At 58.6% G+C, this 19,710-nt stretch carries 19 protein-coding genes; 11 read left to right on the forward strand and 8 right to left on the reverse strand.

The genetic code is table 11. The features are described 5' to 3' along the window. Nucleotides 1-24 precede the first annotated feature (24 nt). Nucleotides 25-681, reverse strand: a complete 657-nt coding sequence (locus ACQZ63_RS14690; RefSeq protein ID WP_003504009.1) for a GntR family transcriptional regulator — start codon at nt 679-681, stop codon at nt 25-27. A gap of 21 nt (nt 682-702) precedes the next feature. Next, nucleotides 703-1,587, reverse strand: a complete 885-nt coding sequence (locus tag ACQZ63_RS14695; protein WP_003504010.1) for a dihydrodipicolinate synthase family protein — start codon at nt 1,585-1,587, stop codon at nt 703-705. 281 nt (nt 1,588-1,868) lie between these two features. On the opposite strand from ACQZ63_RS14695, the gene ACQZ63_RS14700 reads away from it, so the two are divergent. The 7 genes from ACQZ63_RS14700 to rutF all read left to right on the forward strand — a co-directional run bounded on the left by ACQZ63_RS14700 (nt 1,869) and on the right by rutF (nt 7,151). Next, entirely contained in the window at nt 1,869-2,480 is a 612-nt protein-coding gene (locus ACQZ63_RS14700; protein WP_003514096.1) for a biliverdin-producing heme oxygenase, read from the forward strand. Nucleotides 2,481-2,944: 464 nt separating this feature from the next. Then, nucleotides 2,945-4,036 (forward strand): pyrimidine utilization protein A, encoded by a 1,092-nt coding sequence (gene rutA / locus ACQZ63_RS14705; protein WP_003504013.1) that lies wholly within the window; start codon nt 2,945-2,947, stop codon nt 4,034-4,036. After that, the gene (rutB, locus tag ACQZ63_RS14710) at nt 4,033-4,773 is read left to right on the forward strand and encodes a pyrimidine utilization protein B (RefSeq protein WP_003514094.1); all 741 of its coding nucleotides are present in this window, start codon (nt 4,033-4,035) and stop codon (nt 4,771-4,773) included. The genes rutA and rutB overlap by 4 nt, the downstream gene beginning before the upstream one ends. 26 nt (nt 4,774-4,799) lie before the next feature. Next, entirely contained in the window at nt 4,800-5,186 is a 387-nt protein-coding gene (rutC, locus tag ACQZ63_RS14715; RefSeq protein ID WP_003492069.1) for a pyrimidine utilization protein C, read from the forward strand. A 14-nt stretch (nt 5,187-5,200) separates the two neighbouring features. Further along, complete coding sequence (gene rutD, locus ACQZ63_RS14720; protein WP_162763604.1) at nt 5,201-5,992, forward strand: pyrimidine utilization protein D; 792 nt, start codon at nt 5,201-5,203, stop codon at nt 5,990-5,992. A 17-nt stretch (nt 5,993-6,009) separates the two neighbouring features. After that, nucleotides 6,010-6,600 carry a malonic semialdehyde reductase gene (locus ACQZ63_RS14725; RefSeq protein ID WP_019565064.1) on the forward strand — a complete coding sequence of 197 codons (591 nt, stop codon included), beginning with the start codon at nt 6,010-6,012 and terminating at the stop codon, nt 6,598-6,600. Nucleotides 6,601-6,626: 26 nt separating this feature from the next. Next, nucleotides 6,627-7,151 (forward strand): NADH-dependent FMN reductase RutF, encoded by a 525-nt coding sequence (rutF, locus tag ACQZ63_RS14730; RefSeq protein ID WP_003514088.1) that lies wholly within the window; start codon nt 6,627-6,629, stop codon nt 7,149-7,151. 229 nt (nt 7,152-7,380) lie between these two features. On the opposite strand, the gene ACQZ63_RS14735 is transcribed toward rutF, so the two are convergent. The 3 genes from ACQZ63_RS14735 to ACQZ63_RS14745 all read right to left on the reverse strand — a co-directional run bounded on the left by ACQZ63_RS14735 (nt 7,381) and on the right by ACQZ63_RS14745 (nt 12,480). Then, on the reverse strand, nt 7,381-8,814 hold the full coding sequence (locus tag ACQZ63_RS14735) for an NAD(P)(+) transhydrogenase (Re/Si-specific) subunit beta (protein ID WP_003514086.1): 1,434 nt from the start codon (nt 8,812-8,814) through the stop codon (nt 7,381-7,383). A 19-nt stretch (nt 8,815-8,833) separates the two neighbouring features. Beyond that, entirely contained in the window at nt 8,834-10,408 is a 1,575-nt protein-coding gene (locus ACQZ63_RS14740; protein ID WP_003514084.1) for a Re/Si-specific NAD(P)(+) transhydrogenase subunit alpha, read from the reverse strand. Nucleotides 10,409-10,596: 188 nt separating this feature from the next. Continuing rightward, complete coding sequence (locus tag ACQZ63_RS14745; protein WP_162763605.1) at nt 10,597-12,480, reverse strand: MFS transporter; 1,884 nt, start codon at nt 12,478-12,480, stop codon at nt 10,597-10,599. 508 nt (nt 12,481-12,988) lie between these two features. On the opposite strand from ACQZ63_RS14745, the gene ACQZ63_RS14750 reads away from it, so the two are divergent. Both ACQZ63_RS14750 and ACQZ63_RS14755 read left to right on the forward strand, forming a co-directional pair. Beyond that, on the forward strand, nt 12,989-14,023 hold the full coding sequence (locus ACQZ63_RS14750) for an aspartate-semialdehyde dehydrogenase (protein WP_003514078.1): 1,035 nt from the start codon (nt 12,989-12,991) through the stop codon (nt 14,021-14,023). Between the two features lie 215 nt (nt 14,024-14,238). Next, nucleotides 14,239-15,054, forward strand: a complete 816-nt coding sequence (locus ACQZ63_RS14755; protein WP_038492118.1) for a lytic murein transglycosylase — start codon at nt 14,239-14,241, stop codon at nt 15,052-15,054. A 167-nt stretch (nt 15,055-15,221) separates the two neighbouring features. Here the strand turns inward: ACQZ63_RS14755 and ACQZ63_RS14760 are convergent, their stop codons facing one another. Next, nucleotides 15,222-15,863: a carbonic anhydrase gene (locus ACQZ63_RS14760; RefSeq protein WP_003514071.1), complete on the reverse strand. Its 642-nt coding sequence runs from the start codon at nt 15,861-15,863 to the stop codon at nt 15,222-15,224. A gap of 74 nt (nt 15,864-15,937) precedes the next feature. Next, nucleotides 15,938-16,813, reverse strand: coding sequence for a pyridoxal kinase PdxY (pdxY, locus tag ACQZ63_RS14765; protein ID WP_026330745.1), 876 nt, complete (start codon nt 16,811-16,813; stop codon nt 15,938-15,940). Nucleotides 16,814-17,083: 270 nt separating this feature from the next. On the opposite strand from pdxY, the gene ACQZ63_RS14770 reads away from it, so the two are divergent. Continuing rightward, entirely contained in the window at nt 17,084-18,544 is a 1,461-nt protein-coding gene (locus tag ACQZ63_RS14770; RefSeq protein ID WP_025594389.1) for a phospholipase D-like domain-containing protein, read from the forward strand. Nucleotides 18,545-18,603: 59 nt separating this feature from the next. Then, entirely contained in the window at nt 18,604-19,449 is an 846-nt protein-coding gene (locus ACQZ63_RS14775; protein WP_013636769.1) for an endonuclease/exonuclease/phosphatase family protein, read from the forward strand. Between the two features lie 32 nt (nt 19,450-19,481). On the opposite strand, the gene ACQZ63_RS14780 is transcribed toward ACQZ63_RS14775, so the two are convergent. After that, nucleotides 19,482-19,685 carry a hypothetical protein gene (locus ACQZ63_RS14780; protein ID WP_019565071.1) on the reverse strand — a complete coding sequence of 68 codons (204 nt, stop codon included), beginning with the start codon at nt 19,683-19,685 and terminating at the stop codon, nt 19,482-19,484. Between the last annotated feature and the right edge of the window lie 25 nt (nt 19,686-19,710).

Raw genomic sequence — 19,710 nt, forward strand, 5'->3', positions numbered from 1 at the left:
TTTTTCTGCCCTACCGGAACTGCCCTATACTGCCAGCGCCCTGTCCCTTGCGTTGCGGATATGGGCGGTCAGCCGCTCCACGGCGTCTTCGACAGATCGCTTCTCAATGGCTTCGAGAATGGCGAGGTGTTCTTTCATCACCGATTTGACATGGCCTGCGATGCGAAAGCGCTCCTGATTGATGAGGCGCATCTTGATGGAATTGACCCTGTAGGCGTTCGAGATGATCGAATTGCCGAGACTATCGATGAAGGCGTCGTGCATGCCCCAGTCCACCTGCTGCGCGTGCTGGTCCAGCTCCGGCGATTCCCCACCGTTTTCCGTCGCCTCGACGATATCGCGGTGCTGTTTCAACAGCTTGGCGATAGTCTCGTCCGAGGCCGAACGCGTAAAGAGCGCCACGGCCTCCTTCTCGAGAAAGATGCGGAACTGGAACGCCTCGCGGATGAGGTTGATGTCGATATGGGCGACCTGCAATCCCCGCTGCGGCACGGTCTTGATCAGACCTTCCGCCTCCAGCCGTGGAATTGCTTCCCGGATCGCGCCCAGCGGCAGACCCGTCAATTCCACGAGGCGGCGTTGCGAGATGAATTGCCCAGGGCGAACGTCGCGCGAGAGAAGGTGATGCGTAAAGCTTTCATACGCCCGTTCCCGCAATGTCTGTTCGCCGGTATCGTCCATGCTCAACCTTTCAAGGTCTGTTCAGGCGGCCTGTTTGCGAAACAGCGCGTCGAAAGCGCCTTCGATCTGCCGCCGGCCCTCCGGTGAAATGGCAACGAGCGGCGCGCGCACGTCAGACCAGATATTTTCCCCTGTCGTGTGTGATACCAGCACCTTGACGGCGGGCGTAACCGGAAATTTCAGAAGTTCCACAACAAGATCGACGATGCGCGCATCGTCCTTGCCGTCAACGGCCATGGCGCGGACTTCCTGCGTCAGGAAATTGGCAACGCCGGAGATGGCTCCCTGACCGCCCAGGCGAACGCCCTTGGCCAGATCACGCTCATCGCCGATCAGAATGGCGAGATCGCCGTGTTCTTTCAGCAGGCGCTCTGTGTGGCTCCAGTTGCCTGAGGAGTCCTTCACGCCGGTGACGATGCCCGGAAACGCTTGTCTCAGCCGCCCCACCAGTTCGACCGACAGTGTTACCATGGTCACGGAAGGGATGTTATAGACGAGAATGTCGCGCGCGCCCTTGCCGATCTTTTCGAAAACCGCCGAGAACCAGGCAAACAAGCCGTCATCGCTGACATTCTTGAAATAGGATGGTGGGGCGAGAAGAATATTGCGGGCACCTGCGTTCAGGGCCTCGGCGGACTGGTCGGCTGCATCCTCGATGGAATCCACGAGAACGCCGGTGACCAGACGGGAAGGCGCAATGCCCGCCTCGATGAAGCGGGAGAGAATGACCTGCCGTTCGCGGCTGCCGACGGAGCATCCCTCGCCGGTGGTGCCGAAGAGTGTCACGCTGTCGCAACCATTTGCAAGGCAACGGCGGGCATGCGCGATCATGGCGTCTGTATCGACGGTTCCGTCAGTTTTGAAAGGGGTCGTCAGTGCTGCCGAAAGGCCGAATTTCTGGGTCAATTAAGATGCTCCTCCAAGATGGCTGCAGATTGATGGCACACTGACATGTTAGTTGTAAAGCGGTAATTACAGAATGATTGTTCGGGAGGCTGGAATGGGGGGGATTGGCTTCTAAAGCTGCCTCAGGATCTGTGTTGCGCCCGGTGGGGGCATGGAATGTCTACACCGGTTTACGAGAATGCCATTTTTTAGCGATGCACAGGAAAAATGCTAAAATAAATTTGACTGTTTAAGTAAAGATTTTTATCAGGCAATCTGAATATGGGATAAAGGGAAGCGTCATGACCATTGTGGAGCCATCAGCGCCTGTGGAAGAGATCGAGCAGAGCCGCGTGAAGCGCCTGAGGGCTGCCACGCGTGGCGCGCATGGTGGTCTCGATACCTTCATCATGGCAGCGAAGCCGTTCGAGAGCCGGGAGAACTTCGGCAAATTCGTGGAAACGCAATATCTTTTCCATCGCGACCTCGATGCGTTTTTCTCCAATGAAACGCTTGATGGCCTGCTGCCTGATCTTAAGGGTCGTCGCCGTCTCTCCATGATAGAGCAGGACCTTGCCGATCTGGGACACGCCATTCCTGAAACAAACGAGCCGCGCTTTACCAGCGAAACGCCGTTCGATCTACCTGAGGCCATGGGCTGGCTTTATGTAGTCGAAGGCTCGAATCTCGGCGCGGCTTTCCTTCTGAAAGACGCAGCCAAGCTTGGCCTCACCGAAGAATTCGGCGCGCGCCATCTGGCCGGCGCTCCGGAAGGGCGCGGCCTGCATTGGCGTACCTTTACGGCCGCGCTCGATGAAATTTCGCTGACCATCGAAGAAGAGGAGCGGGTCGTCGCTGGCGCCGAAGCCGCCTTCAGGGCCGTGCATGCCTACGCGCAGCAACGCCTCGGTTGAAGTTTTGGCATAGCTTGTCGCTGGTTGTCTTCACAGCGCTTGAAATGCCTCGTTGCACATTCGTACTGACCTCGTCTTAGCATCCTCACGCCGTCACCCCGGGCTTGGTCCGGGGTCTAGTGCGATCAAGTGCTTGATCGCGTGGAGCTCTATTGGCGGCGCGGACGGGCCGCGGCTGGATACAGGATCAAGTCCGGCGTGACGGAGGAGTGGTTTTCGGCTGTCGTGCAACGCTTCAGAACCATTGTGAGAGCCGCTCATTTCCCGCACATTGCGTTCGATATTTGCCGAATAAACAGGCATATTAATTTACCAAATGATAAAATTTTTATCTTTTGGTAAAAAGAAATTCGCCTCCAAAAAATTATCCAATTGATAAAATTATTTTTTTTCGTCTGGCACGGAACCTGCTACTCTTTCTTCAAATCAGGAAAACGCCTGATGCCAAAAAAGGGAACAGCAAGATGGAAGTTGGTGTTTTTATACCGATCGGGAATAATGGGTGGCTCCTTTCCGAGAACGCGCCGCAATACAAGCCAAGCTTCGACCTGAACAAGGAAATCACGCTGAAGGCGGAAAAGTACGGCTTCGATTTCGCGCTGTCGATGATCAAGCTGCGCGGCTTTGGCGGCAAGACCGAGTTCTGGGATTATAATCTGGAATCCTTCACCCTAATGGCGGGCCTCGCCGCCGTGACCTCCAAGATCAAGCTGTTCGGCACCGCCGCCACGCTTGTCATGCCGCCGGCCATCGTTGCGCGCATGGCGACGACGATCGATTCCATTTCCGGCGGGCGTTTCGGCATCAACCTTATTACCGGCTGGCAGCGTCCTGAATACAGCCAGATGGGGCTATGGCCGGGCGACGATTATTTCGGTGATCGCTATGAATATCTCGGCGAATATACCTCCGTGCTGAAGGAACTACTGACGGAAGGGCAGTCGGACTTCAAGGGCAAGTTCTTCCAGATGGATGATTGCCGCATGAAGCCGGTGCCGCAGGGGGATGTGAAGCTCATCTGCGCTGGTTCCTCCAATTCCGGCATGGCGTTCTCTGCCAAATTCGCCGATTACAGCTTCTGCTTCGGCGTCGGCGTCAATACGCCAAAGGCTTTTGCACCCACCAACGAGCGACTTCTGGCGGCAACGGAAAAGTCTGGTCGCGAGGTTAAATCCGTCGTGCTGACCATGATCCTCGCGGAAGAAAAATCCGAGGATGCCTGGGCGAAGTGGGAGCATTACAAGGCGGGCGCGGATGAGGACGCGATCAAGTGGCTCGGCCTGCAGAGTTCTGTCGACACCAAGTCCGGCTCTGATACCAATGTCCGGCACATGTCCAATCCCGTCTCGGCCGTCAACATCAACATGGGAACGCTAATTGGCTCCTATGAGGAAGTAGCGGCGATGCTGGATGAAATGAGCGAAGTGCCGGGAACGGGTGGCGTGATGCTGACCTTTGACGATTTTCTCGAAGGCGTCGAAAAATTCGGCAAATATGTACAGCCGCTGATGAAGAGCCGCCAGCATGTGCTGGCCGAACTGGAGGCAGCGGAATGAGTGAAGCCGTCGTGGCGGGTTACAAGGGGCCGGAAAGCCGTTCGGAAAGTGTGACGCTTCCCGCAAGGCCGGAGCCGATTACCCTCAAGCCCAGCGAGACCGCCGTTGTCGTGGTCGACATGCAGAACGCCTATTCGACCGAGGGCGGTTACGTCGATCTTGCCGGGTTCGATATTTCCGGCGCCAAGGGCACCATCGCCAACATCAAGAAGACGCTGGATGCAGCGCGGGCGGCAGGTGTTCAGGTCATTTATTTTCAGAATGGCTGGGACAAGGATTATGTCGAGGCCGGTGGGCCGGGTTCGCCCAACTGGCACAAGTCCAACGCGCTGAAAACAATGCGCAAAAGGCCTGAATTGCAGGGCCAGCTGTTGGCCAAGGGCACATGGGATTACGCCATTGTCGACGAGCTGCAGCCGCAGCCCGGCGACATTCTGGTGCCGAAGACGCGTTACAGCGGTTTCTTTAACACCAATATGGACAGCGTCCTGCGTGCCCGCGGCATCCGCAATCTGGTGTTCGTCGGCATCGCCACCAATGTCTGCGTCGAAAGCTCGCTGCGCGACGCTTTCCATCTCGAATATTTCGGGGTGATGCTGGAGGATGCCACGCATCATCTGGGCCCGGACTACATCCAGCAGGCGACGGTCTATAATGTCGAGAAATTTTTCGGCTGGGTGGCGACCGTCAATGATTTCTGCGGCGTCATCTCGCAGGCCGCACCCGTCAGGGATTGATCCCCAAACACAAAGAGGAGAATGAAATGCCGAAGAAGATCGTCGTGCCTGCCGGTACAAGCAAACCCATCGCCCCTTTTTCGCCGGGAACCCTTGCCGATGGCGTGGTTTACGTTTCCGGTACGCTGCCGTTCGACAAGGACAATAATGTCGTGCATGTGGGCGATGCCAGCGCCCAGACACGCCATGTTCTGGAAACCATCAAATCCGTTATTGAGACCGCCGGCGGCACGATGGAGGACGTGACGATGAACCACATCTTCATCACCGACTGGGCGAATTACCAGGCCGTGAACACGGTCTATGCCGAATATTTCCCCGGCGACAAGCCCGCGCGTTATTGCATCCAGTGCGGCCTCGTAAAGCCTGATGCACTGGTGGAAATCGCCACCGTCGCACATATCGGCAAGTAAGGCGAAACGGCAAAATGATGCATTTCGAGGTTCATGGCCGGGCCGAGCCTGAGGCGCCCACTATCCTGCTGTCATCGGGGCTGGGTGGATCGGGCGCCTATTGGGCGCCGCAGATCGAGGCCCTTTCCAGCCATTTCCGGATCGTTACCTATGACCATCACGGAACTGGCCGGACCGGCGGCGAGGTGCCGGCAGATGGCGGCATATCGGCGATGGCCGATGATGTGCTGGAGATCGTCTCGGCCCTGAACCTCGAAAAATTTCACTTCATGGGCCATGCGCTTGGCGGTCTGATCGGACTTGATATCGCGCTTCGCAAGCCCGGCCTCATCGACAGGCTTGTTCTTATCAATGCCTGGAGCAAGGCCGATCCGCATTCCGGGCGCTGCTTCGATGTGCGGATCGAGCTTCTGGAAAAATCCGGTGTCGAGGCTTTCGTGAAAGCCCAGCCGCTGTTTCTTTATCCGGCGGCCTGGATGTCAGAGCATCAGGAGCGGCTGGCACGTGACGATGCGCATGGCGTCGCGCATTTTCAGGGCAGGGCGAATGTGCTTCGGCGCATCGCGGCGCTCCGGGCATTTGATATCGACGCGCGCCTCGGCGAGATCGGCAATCCGGTTCTGGTAGTGGCGACCAAGGACGATCTTCTGGTGCCCTATACCCGGTCGCTGCGTCTTGTGGAGGGTTTGCCGCAAAGCGAGCTTTGCCTTCTCGATTTCGGAGCGCATGCGGTCAATATCACCGATTCTGACCTTTTCAACGCGCGGCTTTTGCAGTTTCTGCTACCGGCAACACAAACATTCTGACGGGATTTGAGAGTAAAATGACGAGAGCATTGGACGACGCTGCATTGGCAACACTTTTCACCGAGGCACGCACCCACAATGGCTGGATGGACAAGCCGATCGGGGATGAGACGCTGACAGCGCTTTATGACCTGACGAAGATGGGGCCGACTTCGGCCAATTGCTCGCCGGCGCGTTTCGTGTTCGTACGCAGCCCGGAAGCCAAGGAAAAATTGAGGCCGGCGCTTTCTTCGGGCAATCTGGAAAAGACCATGGCAGCACCCGTCACGGTCATCGCTGCCATCGACAGCGAATTTTACGAAAAGCTGCCGGTGCTGTTTCCCCATGCCGATGCGCGTTCCTGGTTCACCTCCAGTGCGGCGATGGCCGAGGAAACGGCATTCCGCAATGCCACGCTGCAAGCCGGTTATCTCATTCTTGCCGCCCGCGCGCTCGGGCTTGATACCGGAGCCATGTCCGGTTTCGACAAGGGCAAGGTGGATGCGGCATTTTTTGCGGGTACGACGTGGAAATCCAATTTCCTCATCAATCTTGGTTACGGCGATCCGTCGAAGCTGTTCGGCCGCCTGCCGCGACTTGCGTTCGAAGACGCCTGTGTTCTGGCTTGAGGGCCTGTTAAGGAAGGATGGTTTAGATGCGGATGATGTCTCTTGAAAAGGAAGCGGAAATGGAGACGAAGACTGCACAGGAACGCAGCCTCGATTATAGAAATGCCATGGCGCGGCTCGGTGCGGCAGTCAACATCGTCACCACGGACGGTGCGGCAGGCCGTGCGGGATTTGCAGCGACGGCCGTTTGCAGCGTTTCCGACAATCCGCCCACGCTTCTCGTCTGCCTCAACCGCGGCTCTTCCGCTTATAATGTGGTGAAGGGCAATGGCGTCATCTGCGTCAACACGCTTGCTTCCAAGCACGAGGTACTAAGCACCCTGTTCGGCGGCAAGACACCGGCGGAAGAACGTTTCGCTGCCGGAAGCTGGGGCGTGCTCGAAACCGGCTCGCCTGTTCTGGAAGACGCACTGGTCTCCTTCGATTGCCGCATTCGCGAGGCACATGATGGCGGCACGCACGATATCCTGATCTGCGATGTCGTCGATATGAAGATCAATGAGGGCGACGAAGCACTGATGTATTTCAACCGGCGTTACCGGGTGCTTTGAGAGCGGTCTATCGATAAAGTTTCGTGTGGCGGGGCCGTAGCATCCGCACAGCGTCACCCCGGACCTGATCCGGGGTCCAGTGCGATCAAGTCTTTGATCGCGAGAGACTCTTTTACGGCGCGGACGCGCCGTGGCTGGATGCCGGATCAAGTCCGGCATGACGGAAGAAACGTTCGCGTTCCCATCTGTAAGAAGGGCGTTTCCGGTCTCCCGGAAACGCCCTTTTTCATCACTTGATCAGCGGCAAAAGATCGTTGATCGACTTCTTCGCATCGCCGTAGAACATGCGGGTGTTGTCCTTGTAGAACAGCGGGTTCTCGATGCCGGAGTAACCCGTGCCCTGGCCGCGCTTGGAAACGATGACCAGTTTGGATTTCCATACTTCCAGAACCGGCATGCCGGCGATGGGCGAGTTGGGATCGTCCTGTGCCGCCGGGTTGACGATGTCGTTGGAGCCGATGACGATGACGACGTCGGTATTGGGGAAATCGTCGTTGATCTCGTCCATTTCCAGCACGATGTCGTAGGGCACCTTTGCTTCGGCGAGCAGCACGTTCATGTGACCGGGAAGACGACCCGCAACCGGGTGGATGGCGAAACGCACGGTCTTGCCGTCGGCGCGCAGCTTGCGGGTCAGTTCGGAAACGGCCTGTTGTGCCTGTGCCACCGCCATGCCGTAACCGGGCACGATGATGACGCTGTCAGCGTCGTTCAGCGCTGATGCCACGCCTTCGGCATCGATTGCCACCTGCTCGCCCTCGATTTCCATCGCCGGACCCGTCGTGCCGCCGAAGCCGCCGAGGATGACCGAGATGAAGGAGCGGTTCATGGCCTTGCACATGATGTAGGACAGGATCGCACCCGAGGAGCCGACAAGCGCACCGGTAACGATCAGGAGATCGTTGCCGAGCGTGAAGCCGATGGCCGCCGCCGCCCAGCCGGAATAGCTGTTCAGCATCGAGACGACGACAGGCATGTCTGCGCCGCCGATACCCATGATCAGGTGATAGCCGATGAAGAAGGCGGCAAGCGTCATCAGCACCAGCGTCCATGCGCCAGCACCGTTGCAATACATGATGAGCAGGACGAGCGACAGGATCGCGGCACCGGCATTGAGGACGTGTCCGCCCGGAAGCTTCTTCGCCTTGCCGTCCACCTTGCCGGCAAGCTTGCCGAAGGCGACGACGGAACCGGTGAAGGTGACGGCGCCGATGAAGACGCCGAGGAAGACCTCGACCTTCATGATTGCCAGTTCTACCGGCGTCTTGTGGGCGAGGAGGGCGGAAAAGCCTGTCAACAGGGAGCGCGCCGTCTCATCGAGCGAGGCGACATGCGCTTCCTCGATATGGGCGTTGAAGCCGATGAAGACGGCGGCCAGACCGACAAAGGAGTGAAGTGCTGCAACAAGCTGCGGCATCTCGGTCATCTGCACGCGGTTTGCGACGAAGTAGCCGAGAACGGCGCCACCCGCCAGCATCAGAAGTACGATGAACCAGTTGCCGACATCAGGTCCGAAGACCGTGGCGACAATGGCAAGACCCATGCCTGTTATGCCGTACCAGACGGCGCGCTTGGCGCTTTCCTGCCCGGAAAGACCACCGAGAGAGAGGATGAATAGAACGGCTGCGGCAACATAGGCCGCGGAAACGATACCAATGGTCATTATGTGTCCCCTACACGGCTCAGGACTTCTGGAACATGGCGAGCATGCGCCGTGTCACGAGGAAACCGCCGACGATGTTGATCGTCGCGATCAGGACGGAAAGTGAGGCAAGGATCACCACCAGCCAGTTGCCGGAACCGATCTGCAGCAGCGCGCCGATAATGACGATGCCGGAAATCGCGTTCGTCACCGCCATCAGCGGCGTGTGCAGCGAGTGGCTGACATTCCAGATGACGGAGAAGCCGATAAAGCAAGCGAGCACGAAGACGATGAAATGGCTCATGAAGCTTGCCGGCGCGTAAAGGCCGACGAGAAGCAGGGCCGCCGTACCGATGACGAGCAGACCGACCTGGCTTTTCGTCTGCGCCTTGAACTCGGCCCGTTCCTTGGCGTGCTTTTCCTCAGGCGTAAGCTCTTTTGCTCGTTCCTTGGGTTTCTGCGCGGCGATGGCCTGGATCTTCGGTGGCGGTGGCGGAAAGGTGATGTCGCCCTGATAGGTGACGGTCGCACCGCGGATGACGTCGTCTTCCATGTTGTGAACGACCTTACCGTCCTTTGCGGGCGTCAGGTCGGTCATCATGTGACGGATGTTGGTGGAATAGAGCGTTGAGGCCTGCGTGGCCATGCGGCTCGGGAAATCCGTATAGCCGATGACGATGACGCCATTGTCCGAGACGACGCGCTGGTCGGGCACCGTGAGATCGCAATTGCCGCCGCGCTCGGCGGCGAGATCGATGATGACCGAACCCGGCTTCATTGCCGCCACCATGTCGGCCAGCCACAGTTTCGGGGCGTCACGGCCGGGGATCAGCGCCGTGGTGATGACGATATCGATCTGCGGCGCCAGCTCGCGGAATTTCTCAAGCTGCTTTTCGCGGAATTCCGGCGAGGAGGGGGCGGCGTAACCGCCGGTCGCTGCGCCATCCTGGCTCTGGTCGGCGAAATCGAGATAGACGAATTCGGCGCCCATGGATTCGATCTGTTCGGCCACTTCCGGGCGCACGTCGAAGGCATAGGTAATGGCGCCAAGCGAGGTTGCCGTGCCGATGGCGGCAAGACCGGCAACGCCGGCACCGATGACCAGCACCTTGGCGGGCGGCACCTTGCCGGCGGCAGTTACCTGACCGGTGAAGAAGCGGCCGAAATTATTGCCGGCCTCAATGACGGCGCGATAACCCGCGATGTTGGCCATGGAGGACAGCGCGTCCATTTTCTGGGCGCGGGAAATGCGCGGCACCATGTCCATGGCGATGACATTTGCGCCCTTTTCCTTCGCCTGCTCCAGAAGGTCCTTGTTCTGTGCGGGATAGAAGAACGAGATCAGCGTCTTGTCCGAAGACAGGCGATCAATCTCCGACGTTTCCGGCGGACGAACCTTGGCGATGATGTCGGCACCGGTATAAAGCGCATCGGCGCTATCGACGATGGTGACACCGGCTGCGCGATAGGCGTCGTCGGAAAATCCCGCCGCCTTGCCCGCGCCTGTTTCGAGGATGCAATCATATCCGAGTTTCTGCAGGCCTTGCGCGCTGTCGGGCGTCATGCCGACGCGCGCCTCGCCATCATATAATTCCTTAGGCGTCCCGATTTTCAAAATGGCTCTCCCTTTTCCGCACGATAGGGCGTCATAGCCTATTTCGAGCGTTTTTGTCTTGTTTTTGGCGGTTTCTACCTGCGGCGGATTGACAGCCTGCGAAAGGCCAGTTCGGGCACTGGCGGTACTGCGGCAATAAAAAACCCGGCGCGTCAGCGCCGGGTCTCTATCGTCGGGAGCGAAACCGCTCACTCCATGGTGTGGATGTCGCGATCCTTGGTTTCCGGCAGGAACAGCAGGCCGATGACCAGCGTGATGCCTGCGAAAACGATCGGGTACCAGAGGCCGTAATAGATATCGCCCTTCGCCGCGCTCATCGCAAAAGCGGTGGCGGGCAGCAGGCCGCCGAACCAGCCGTTGCCGATATGGTAGGGCAGCGACATGCCGGAGTAGCGGATGCGGGTCGGGAACAGTTCGACCAGCAGGGCCGCAATCGGGCCGTAGACCATCGTCACGTAGATCACGAGGACGGTCAGGACCGCGATGATGACGACCCAGTTCACGGCAGCCGGATCGGCGACCATGGCGAAGGTACCACCACCGGCAATGCTGTAGACGGCCATTTCCGCCGCTCCGGCGATCTCGGCCGGCGTCAGCAACTTGTCGGCCACCAGCTTGTCGGTCGCCACCATCTTCTTGTCGGCTGCGCGAACGGCTTCCGCATTGAGGTTGAGTTCCGGGTTGGCGGCAATGAAGGCATCCAGTTTTGCGTCCGGCACCTGTGCTACGCCACGCACCAGCGGGTAGCCGCCGTCATGCAGCGCGATGTTGACCTGTTTCTGGAAGGCCCTGTCTTTTGCGGCAGCATCCGCGCCGGCTGCGATGGCGTCGTAGCTCGCAATGGTGGCGTCGCCGATCTTGACGCTTGCCGGCGTTCCGGCCGCTCCAGCAACGACGTCATAGGGAACGGAGTTGCGTGTCAGGAACGAGGTGGCGATATCGCAGGATGTGGTGAATTTCGCCGTACCTGTCGGGTTGAACTGGAATTTGCAGTCGCCCGGAGCAGCGGTCACGGTGGCGCGAACGCTGGCCTGCGCTTGCGCCAGTGCCGGGTTGCCCGCCCATGTGAGCGCCTTGAACAGCGGGAAGTAGGTCAGCATAGCGAGAACGAGACCCGCCATGATGATCGGCTTGCGGCCGATCTTGTCGGAAAGCCAGCCGAAGAGCACGAAGAAGCCCGTGCCGAGGATGAGGGCCGCCGCGACCATGATGTTGGCCGACTGGCCGTCCACCTTAAGAATGCTCTGCAGGAAGAACAGCGCATAGAACTGGCCCGTATACCAGACGACGGCCTGACCGATGACGGCGCCGACGAGGGCAAGCAGGGCGATCTTTGCGTTTTTCCACTGGCCGAAGGCTTCGCTGAGCGGTGCCTTGGAGGTCTTGCCTTCTTCCTTCATCTTCTTGAAGGCAGGAGATTCGTTCATTTTCAGACGAATCCAGACCGATACGCCAAGCAGCAGAACCGAAACGAGGAAGGGAATGCGCCAGCCCCAGGCGGCGAAGGCTTCCTTGCCGAGTGCGAACTGCACGCCGAGAATGACCATCAGCGACAGGAAGAGGCCGAGCGTCGCCGTCGTCTGGATCCATGAGGTGTAATAGCCTCTGCGACCGTTGGGCGCGTGTTCGGCCACATAAGTTGCAGCACCGCCATATTCGCCGCCAAGCGCCAGACCCTGAAGCATGCGCAGGATGATCAGGATGATCGGGGCTGCGATGCCGATCTGCGATGCACCGGGCAGGACGCCGACGAGGAATGTCGAAACGCCCATGATGAGAATGGTGATAAGGAAGGTGTATTTACGGCCGACAATGTCGCCGAGACGCCCGAACACCAGGGCGCCGAAGGGGCGCACGAGGAAGCCGGCGGCAAATGCCAGAAGCGCGAAGATGTTACGTGTCGTTTCCGGATATTGGCTGAAGAAGTTCGCGCCGATATAGATCGCGAGCGAGCCGTACAGATAAAAATCGTACCATTCGAAGACTGTTCCGAGAGAAGAGGCGAAAATCACCTTCTTCTCCTCACCCGTCATGGGACGGGCGGCGCCGCTCACGGCTGCTACGTTTGCCATTGTCTGTCCTCCACAGATGTCAAATGAGCGCATTGCAGAGCCCTGTCTCTCCTCCGGACTCCCCCGTAAGGGTGCAATGCGCGTAATGTTAGAGTGACAGAAAATTAACCCCAATGAGAGCGATGCTTTCGGATTATGACTTTAGTCTAATGCATAACGTGCAAAAATGTCGCGAGGTGGCATTTGCGCCTATGCGCCGGGTCGCTCGCAACGTGCCTTTTTTCTTGACACGAACACCAAACCTTCTAATAGCTTCTCGCGAAGAAGGAGCATCACCTTGCGCAGGCATGTTGCAGACATGATTGTCATGGAAGGACCGGCACAATCCGCCGGCGATGATCCGCGTCTTTCTTATTCTATCCGAATTACGGCCAAAACGACGATTAAAACCGTCTGACGTCTCTGGCCACCGCTCTCTCCCCGGTTTGGCTGGGGATCGAGGAAGCCGCAATGCGATGCGGGTTCCCCACCTCACCCAAAAGAGGAGAGACAGAAAGAGAGCTTGATCATGGGTTTCAAAGTTGCAATTGTAGGCGCCACCGGCAATGTCGGTCGCGAAATGCTCAACATCCTGGCCGAACGTGGTTTTCCGGCAGATGAAGTCGTGCCGCTCGCTTCCTCCCGCTCGCAGGGCACGGAAGTCTCCTATGGCGACCGCACGCTGAAGGTTTCCAACCTCGAAAACTACGATTTTTCCGACACGGATATTTGCCTGATGTCGGCCGGCGGCGAGATTTCCAAGAAGTGGTCGCCGAAGATCGGCCAGCAGGGTTGCGTCGTCATCGATAACTCGTCTGCATGGCGCTACGACCAGGACGTTCCGCTGATCGTTCCGGAAGTCAATGCCGACGCGATCTCGGGCTTCACCCGCAAGAACATCATCGCCAATCCGAATTGCTCCACGGCCCAGCTCGTTGTCGCGCTGAAGCCGCTGCATGACTTTGCCAAGATCAAGCGCGTCGTTGTCTCCACCTACCAGTCCGTTTCCGGCGCTGGCAAGGAAGGCATGGACGAACTGTTCCAGCAGACACGCGCCGTCTTCGTGGCCGATCCGGTCGAAACGAAGAAGTTCACCAAGCGCATCGCCTTCAACGTCATCCCGCATATCGACGTCTTCATGGAAGACGGCTATACCAAGGAAGAATGGAAGGTTCTGGCCGAAACCAAGAAGATGCTCGATCCGAAGATCAAGGTAACCTGCACGGCCGTGCGCGTTCCTGTTTTCATCGGTCATTCGGAATCGGTCAACATCGAGTTCGAAAACGAGATCACCGCCGATCAGGCGCGTGATATCCTGCGCGAAGCGCCGGGTTGCCTCGTGATCGACAAGCATGAAGATGGCGGCTACATCACCCCGGTTGAATCCGCCGGTGAGGATGCGACCTATATTTCGCGTATCCGTGAGGATGCGACGGTTGAAAACGGCCTCAACATCTGGGTTGTTTCGGACAATCTGCGCAAGGGCGCTGCCCTCAATGCCATCCAGATCGCCGAACTCCTGGTCAATCGTGGTCTCATCAAGCCCCGCAAGGCAGCGGCTTGATACGATTTTTTAAGGTTCGTTAAGTATAACCCGTCTGTTCTGTGTGGGGCAGGCGGGTTTTCCAATTGGCTATCATCACGGCCAGTTTATTTGCAGGCCTTGCTGCCAAAAGGCAATTTAGGCGGCCAAAAAGCAATTTGGCACCCGAGCCCATACAGCAGCGACGTTTTGGTTCTCGGGATAAATTCCCCAAAGGATATCGAAGGCAGATTTTGATGCGGGCAATGAAGGCAATTCTGGCTGGTGTGGCCATGGTCTCGGTTTTGGCGGCGACGCCGGTTGTGGCTGCGCAATGCGGCAACACTTCGGCAGGGTTCGACGCCTGGGTCGGTGCCTTCAAGCAGGAAGCGGCGAGCCGCGGTGTCAGCGCCTCGGTGCTTGATCGTGCCTTCTCCGGCGTCTCCTACAATCAGGCGACCATCCGCGCCGATCGCGGCCAGCACAGCTTCAAGCTGTCCTTCGACCAGTTCATGCAGAAGCGTGGCGGCCAGACGATCATCTCGCGCGGCAAGACCATGAAGAAGAACAATGCGGCTCTCTTCGCCTCGATTGAAAAGGCCTATGGTGTGCCGGCCGGCCCGCTGCTCGCCATCTGGGGCATGGAAACCGGATTTGGCGGCTTCATGGGCAACCAGCACACGCTGTCCGCCGTGGCGACGCTTTCTTTCGACTGCCGCCGTTCGGATTATTTTACCGAGCAGCTTTATGCGGCCCTGAAGCTCGTCGGCAGCGGTTCGCTGAACGTTAACGCCAAGGGTGCTGCCCATGGCGAAATCGGCCAGACGCAGTTCCTGCCGTTGAACGTTGTGCGCTACGGCGTGGATTTCGACCGCGACGGACGCATTGATCTCGTCGGTTCGCGCGCCGATGCGCTGGCCTCCACGGCCAACTTCCTTGTCGGCCACGGCTGGCAGCGCGGTGCGGGTTATCAGCAGGGGCAGACGAATTACGCGGCCATTCAGGGCTGGAACGCTGCAAGCGTTTATCAGCAGGCGATTGCGTTTATCGGCAAGGCGATTGACGGCCAATAAGGCCGCTTTATCCCAATTGGAAGGTCCACTTCCGTGATGCCGGACTAGTTCTGGCATCCAGTCACAGCGCGTCTGCGCCGTGAAAAAACCCTAAGCAATCAAAGACTTGATCGCGCTTGGCCCCGGATCACGTCCGGGGTGACGAAGCTTTGAGAAGGTTTCGACAATCACAGGTCCGGGCGGCGAAAGTCGCCCGTTTTGCCGTCCATCACCCACAATTCGCCGGTCGAGATATCGAACCAGGCGCCATGCAGCTTCACCTTGCCGGCGGTTTCCTGCGCCTTGACGAAGGGGAAGCCGCGCAGGTTGGCGATGGAGTTGCGAATGGAAACGCGCTCCAGCGCCGTCTGGCGCTCGGAAGCGGTCATGACGTCGTTGCTCTGGATCTGCTCGGCGGCGGATTTCACCATGTTCATCCATTTGCCGATGAAGTCGCCGGGTGACAGAGGTTCAAGATTGGGGTCGAGTGCGGCCTGAATGCCGCCGCAGCGGCCATGGCCCATGACGACGATGTCCTTCACCTTCAGAACCTGCACGGCATATTCGATGGCGGCTGATGTGGCGTGGTACTGACCGTCAGGCTCAAAGGGCGGCACCATGTTGGCGACGTTCCGCACGACGAAAAGTTCTCCCGGTCCGCAGTCGAAAATCGTTTCCGGCGCCGAACGGGAGTCACAACAGGCAATGAACAGGGTCTGCGGTTTCTGTCCGGTATCAGCCAGAACGCGGTATCTTTCGCGCTCGTCGGCATAGCGGCCGCTCATGAAGTTCTTGTAGCCGTTGAGAAGGTTTTCCGGAAAATCTTTCATCTATCGCAGTACCGTTGTGCTTGGACCAAGATCAAGAGAAGAACTCGGTGCGTTGAAGACCAATCCTTTAGCCGCTATTTGCGCTTGCTGCGCGAAGGATGCAAGAGATGGCGCATCTGCACCATCGCCATGGGTGTGGAGAGACTTGAAGAATCCGTCTCCAGCGTCAATTCGTTCATGTCGCGTTTTTTGGTTCGCGCCAGAATTTCGAACACGCTGGCGGTGGCCAGTTGCAGCGCCTTCTCGTCGTCCATGCCTTCCAGCAGCCGGGCAAGGAACAGCGCCGCCATCAGGTCTCCGAGACCGTTCGGTGCGTCTTCTATGGCGCGGTGTTCCGCCATCAGCGCGTGCCGGCCGCTCAAATAGAGATTTCCCGTGCCGCCCGCCATCATCGACACGGCTGAGGTGACCAGCATTTTCGGCGGGCCGAGTGCGAGCGCGGCATCCATGATGGCATTGTTGGTCTCAAGCTCGGCACCGCTCATCCAGGCCAGTTCATAACGGTTTGGCGTGGCGACGGTGGCAAGCGGAATGAGGTGATCGCGGATGGCTTCGGCAGTCTCAAGGGGAATGTATAGTCCGCCCAGATCGCCCATGACCGGGTCACAGGCATAAATCAGCGACGGGTTCTTTTCCTTGAGATTGCGGATCAGCCTTGCGACGGAGCGCACCTGCGCCGCGCTGCCGAAATAACCGGTCAGGACAGCCTTGACCTCGCCGATCCATTTGGCGTTTTCGAGGTCGGTCATGGCCTTGTCGAAGTCGTCGTCCTGAAAGCGCATCCGGGTGGACGGGCCATGGCCGGGGTGCCAGGGCAAAACGATTGTGGGCACCGCCCATACCGGATAGCCAAGGGTCTCCAGCGCGAAGACTGCGGCACGGTTGCCGACCGATCCACGCATGACGTGGCTGGAAATGACGATGACGGCGCCCTGGGTATTTTCCTGCATCACGGCCTTCTTGCTTTCAAACGCCACAGAAGCCCGCAAGTGCCCCTGCTCACAGATCAAGATGCGCTCTCATGACATATCGCATCGTCACTTTCCACCGTTAATCCCGCAAGGGTCTATCCCGTAAAACGATGGGCGTCCGGTCTTCTTAGCCTTTCCGGTGCCGGTCCGTTATTGCGGGATCGGCGAACTGCCCTACCTTTTTGTTTACGCATCGGGTTTTCCCAAAACCGCGGTACACTTTTCGGCACGATGCCCTATAGTTGCATCATGCTCGATCTCGTCATCGCCTATTGGCCTCATATCCTTGCCGCTCTTTCCATTTTGATGGGAACCGTGGCGGCCGTACATGCCACGATGACGAAGGAAGAGGTCCGCTCCGCGCTTGGCTGGGTGGGCGTCATCGTTCTGTCGCCGATCGTCGGTGCAGTCATTTATGCGATTGCCGGCATCAACCGGATTCGCCGGTCCAGCATCAGGCAGCAGCGGTCTTTCATGCAGGACGAGATCATGGATCGCGTGGCGCGCCTGGATGCGAGCGGCGAGGTGATTGCCGCGCGGTTCGGACGCCGTTTCGAGGCGATGAAGACGCTCGGCGACCGGGTGACGCGCCACGCACTGACGACCGGTAACCGCATCGAGCCGCTTGTCACCGGCGACGCGGCCTATGCCGCCATGCTGGAGGCGATAGGCGAGGCGAAGCGGTCGATCATCCTCGAAACATATATTTTCGACAATGACAGGATCGGCGCCCGTTTTGTCGCCGCGCTGGAAAGGGCGAAGTTCCGGGGCGTGGAGGTGCGGGTGCTGGTGGATGCCGTGGGCGCGCGCTATTCCGTGCCGAGCATCCTGCCGACGCTCCGGGAAAAAGGCATCGTTGCCGATGTGTTCAACGGCAATGTCATCATGGGGCTGCGGCTGCCCTATGCGAATTTGCGCACCCACCGCAAGATCCTCGTGGTGGACGGGCGCCTCGCCTTTAGCGGCGGCATGAATATCCGCGAGGGCTTCACCCTTGAATTCGGCGGTGAAAAACAGGCGCACGACACTCATTTCAAGATCAGCGGGCCGGTTGTCTCTGATTTTTTCTCCATTGCGGCGGAGGACTGGCGGTTCACGACGGGGGAGCTTCTGCACACGCCGGTCTGGGATATCGCCATTCCCGATGGTGTGCCGGGTTCACAGATCGTCGCCCGCGTTTCCTCCTCGGGGCCGGATAAGAGCATAGAGACCAATCACAAGATGCTGATGGGGGCGTTTTCCGTCGCCCGCTCCTCCATTCTCGTCATGTCGCCCTATTTTCTCCCCGATCGGGAGCTTATTTCAGCGCTCATTACCGCAGCGAGGCGGGGAGTCGTGGTGGATATCATCGTGCCGCAAAGCAACAATCTGGTGCTTGTGGACAGGGCGATGACGGCGCAATTCGACCAGATGTTGAAGAATTACTGCCGCATCTGGCGGGCGACAGGGCCCTTCAATCATTCCAAGCTTCTGGTGATCGACGAGCGCTGGAGCTACATCGGTTCTTCCAACCTGGACCCTCGTTCATTGCGGCTGAACTTCGAAGTCGATCTGGAAGTTATGGATGAGGAATTCGCCGCGACCATCGGAAACCGCATCCGGGAAGCACGGGCAACCGCTTTACCCGTGCGACTGAGCGAACTGAATGCGCGGCCATTCGTTGTCCGTTTTGTGGAGCGCGTCCTGTGGCTCGCTTCGCCGTATCTTTAGAGCGCCATGCGTCGGAAACGCTCTAAAACTTTTAATTTGCGCATCGGAGGCGTCGCAGCGTGAAGAAAAACAGTTTGCTGGAGCGTGGAAAAACGGCACTGGCGAAAAACAGCAGCCTGCCCGCCTTCGTCATGCAGTCGCTGCGCGACCGCCACCAACGGAAGAATGCCGGGCAGGTGGAGAGAGATCACTCCTTCCCGGTCATCGCGTCCTACAACGTCCATAAATGCGTCGGACGCGACCGCAGGTTCGATCCTGATCGCACCAGCCGCGTCATTCAGGAAATTGGCGCGGATATCATCGCGCTACAGGAGGCGGACAGCCGTTTCGGCGAGCGCACGGGCCTGCTCGATCTTGCCCGGCTGGAGCGGGAAAGCGGGCTTGTCCCCGTGCCTGTTCTGGCGGGTGTGAAGGCGCATGGATGGCACGGTAATGTCCTGTTGTTCAAGGAAGGTGCGGTGCGGGATGTTCATACGCTGAAATTGCCGGGGCTGGAGCCGCGCGGCGCGCTGGTGGTGGAACTGGATTTGAAAAGCGGTGGCGCACTGCGAATAATCGCCGCGCATTTCGGTCTTTTGAGGCATTCCCGTGCCCAGCAGGCAAAGGCGCTTATCGGTCTTCTGGAAGCGCGAAACGAATGCGCGACCATCCTCATGGGAGACCTGAACGAATGGCGTCTCGGCAATGGCTCGTCGCTCAATACTCTGAGAGATGCATTCGGCGCCCTGCCGCCCGCAGTGCCCAGTTTTCCATCCAACCTGCCGGTGCTTGCGCTCGACAGGATCATCGCCAACCGCGAAGGGCTGATCGAGCAGGTGGAAGCGCATGACAGTGCGCTGGCGCGCATTGCCTCGGACCACCTGCCGCTGAAAGCCGCGATAAGGACCGATCTGCTTCCAACCTGATCCTGTGGCAGCATCGGATACGGCGACAGACTTCAGAGCCGCTGCGCTACCGTCAGATGGCTGCGCGAACGGGCCTCCAGCAGAGATTTGCGGATGGCTTCCATCAGCCGTTCACGGTTGTTTCTGGTCTTGCCTCTGTCCAGATTCTGCGCGGCAAGCGCTAGATCCAGACCTTCATGCATTACTATCGAATAGGCAATGGTTGTCGCCCAGTTCTCGTATTCCTGCTCCATCATGTCACCCCTGAACTAAATCATTTAG

The sequence above is a fragment of the Agrobacterium sp. CG160-95 genome (assembly GCF_053521725.1).